Source organism: Persicitalea sp. (assembly GCF_041751555.1).
Classification (GTDB): Bacteria; Bacteroidota; Bacteroidia; order Cytophagales; family Spirosomataceae; genus Persicitalea.
In genome coordinates this window covers 1-2,352 of record NZ_JBGSXF010000751.1, presented here as the reverse complement: position 1 = coordinate 2,352, position 2,352 = coordinate 1, and the positions used below count along the sequence as shown (strand labels likewise).

Genomic DNA, 2,352 nt, shown 5'->3' with positions numbered 1-2,352 from the left:
CCTTTGTCAGTCTGAGCGGAGCCGAAGACTTCCCCCAAGGCGGCTACTACATCCTGCGCGACGCCGGAACGCTCACCTTCCTGCGTTGCGGTCATTACAAAGACCGACCCTTCCAGGCCGATAACCTGCATTTGGACATTTGGGTAGATAGCCAGAACATTATGCGCGATGCGGGTTCGTACCTTTACAACACCGATGAGCGCTGGACGCGGTACTTTGCAGGAACGGCCTCACACAACACTGTCATCCTCGGCGACTACGATCAAATGCGCAAAGGGCCGCGCTTTATCTGGTACGATTGGATTAGGGAAAGCCGTGCGAGTTGGCTGAATTCAAAGAAGGACGAGTTCGTTTTTGAAGGGCAATTTACGGGGTTCAGGCAAGTTGGCAGAAACATCGTCCACCGTCGCCGGGTGACGAAGGAAGCCGGGAAACTAGCCTGGCTCGTCGAAGATTGGCTCGAAAACGCGCCGCCAGAACTACCGATGCACCAAACTTGGCACCCGGGGGAGGGCTTTTTCGAGAATTTTTCCATGAAATCTTTTGATGAATTAGGCCAGGAAATCGTCCCAACCGAAACTGAGGGTTGGTACTCGGAAAAGTACGGGCAGAAGGTGAAGGTAGTGCGGTTGGTATTTACCATAGCGGGCCGATACCTCAGAACTACCATCGAAAGCAAAAAAAACGACAGCCGATAAGTCCATGCGCATCCTCCTGATTCACCAATTCTTCCTGGAAGACGACGAGGGCGGCGGCTCCCGCTGGAACGAGATGAGTCGCGTGTGGACGGAGGCCGGCCACAAGGTGACGGTGCTGGCGGGCATGGTTCATTACATGGCGGGCAACAAGAATAAGTACGCCGGGCAAAGGTTTCACCAAAGTACCAATCGCGATGGAGTCCGGGTCATTCGCTGCCACGTGTCAGACAGCTACCACGCCAGTTTTATGGGGCGGCTCTGGGCGTACTTCTCCTTTACACTTTCCAGTATCTGGGGTGGGGTGCGGCTCGCGAAAGACAAATACGATGTGATCATAGTTACGTCACCTCCGTTGTTTGTGGGTATTACGGCGGTAGTACTTTCTTGGTGGAAACGAACGCCGTTCGTGTTCGAGGTGCGGGATTTGTGGCCGGAGTCCGCGATCGACACGGGTGTTTTGACCAACCAAATGATTATAAAATTCGCCTACTGGTTCGAAGCATTTGTTTACAGAAAAGCGAAACTTATCAACGTGCTGACGCCAGCTTTCCGGCAGGTACTTATCCAGAAAAAGGGTATCCCGCCCGAAAAAATCATCTTTATTCCCAACGCCGCCGACTTCGCGCTGTCGGAGGAGGTGAGGGCCGGATTCGACATCGGTACTTTTCGGGTAGAGCAGGGTCTGGCGGAAAAATTCGTCATCACTTATGTCGGGGCGCACGGCATGGCCAATCACCTGGTGCAGATACTTGATACGGCCGAGCTACTGCGCGACACGAACGTCCTTTTCCTGCTCGTCGGTAACGGAATGCAGAAGCAGGCGCTGGTCGCCGACGCGCAGCGACGCGGCCTTACCAACGTCCGCTTCATCGATTCCGTACCCAAACGAGAGGTATTCAAGTACATCATGGCGTCGGATATGGGGACATCCGTCTTGAAAAAAGTGGATACCTTCAAGACGATTTATTCCAATAAGACCTTCGATTATTTTTCCTGCCAAAAACCCGTGCTGATGGTGATAGACGGCGTATCACGGGAGTTGGTGGAAGCCGCCAACGCAGGATTATTCGTGGAACCGGAAAACCCGGCGGACTTCGCGAAAAAAATCAGGTATTGTCTAAAAAATCCTGAACGACTGCCCGAACAAGGCCAAAACGGGTACCGCTACGCGCGCGAACATTTCGATCGGGAAAAGCTGGCTTTACGGTATTTGGAGCTGATTTCTTATGACACGCCACTCGAGAGTTAAAACAGCAGCGGCACCCCGCCCCGGCAATTGATTCTTTTCGTACTTTGTGCCCTTATCCTTTCCCATTGTCGTCCTGAGCGGAGTCGAAAGGCTCACTTCGCTGCTTTCCCCAAAACCAATGTCCTCCTCCCGCCAACTCCTACCCCGCAAACGCATCGCCATTGTGGCGCACGACAATCGCAAGGCTGAGCTCATGGACTGGGCGCACGATAACCGCGATATGCTCACGCGAAACCAGCTTTTTGGAACGGGTACCACCGGAAAAATGCTGGAAGAAGCCCTGAATCTGCCCGTCACTAAGCTTCTTAGCGGTCCGCTGGGCGGCGATCAGCAAATCGGAGCCATGATCGCCGAGAACCGGGTGGACATGCTGATTTTCTTTTGGGATCCAATGGCCGCGCAGCC

The 2,352-nt window shown here is 53.7% G+C and carries 3 protein-coding genes; all 3 read left to right on the top strand.

Going from position 1 to position 2,352, the window contains the following annotated elements:
• On the top strand, nucleotides 1-698 hold a 698-nt coding region (locus tag ACEW8P_RS26180), incomplete at its 5' end, for a heparinase II/III-family protein (protein WP_373516010.1).
• Between the two features lie 4 nt (nucleotides 699-702).
• On the top strand, nucleotides 703-1,947 hold the full coding sequence (locus ACEW8P_RS26175; RefSeq protein ID WP_373516009.1) for a glycosyltransferase family 4 protein: 1,245 nt from the start codon (nucleotides 703-705) through the stop codon (nucleotides 1,945-1,947).
• A 118-nt stretch (nucleotides 1,948-2,065) separates the two neighbouring features.
• Nucleotides 2,066-2,352 (top strand): methylglyoxal synthase (locus ACEW8P_RS26170; protein WP_373516008.1); only part of this gene is annotated, 287 nt, incomplete at its 3' end.

Bases quoted from the DNA above. Each gene is read 5' to 3' on its own strand.
- ACEW8P_RS26175 (WP_373516009.1), top strand. From the start codon at position 703: ATGCGCATCCTCCTGATTCACCAATTCTTCCTGGAAGACGACGAGGGC.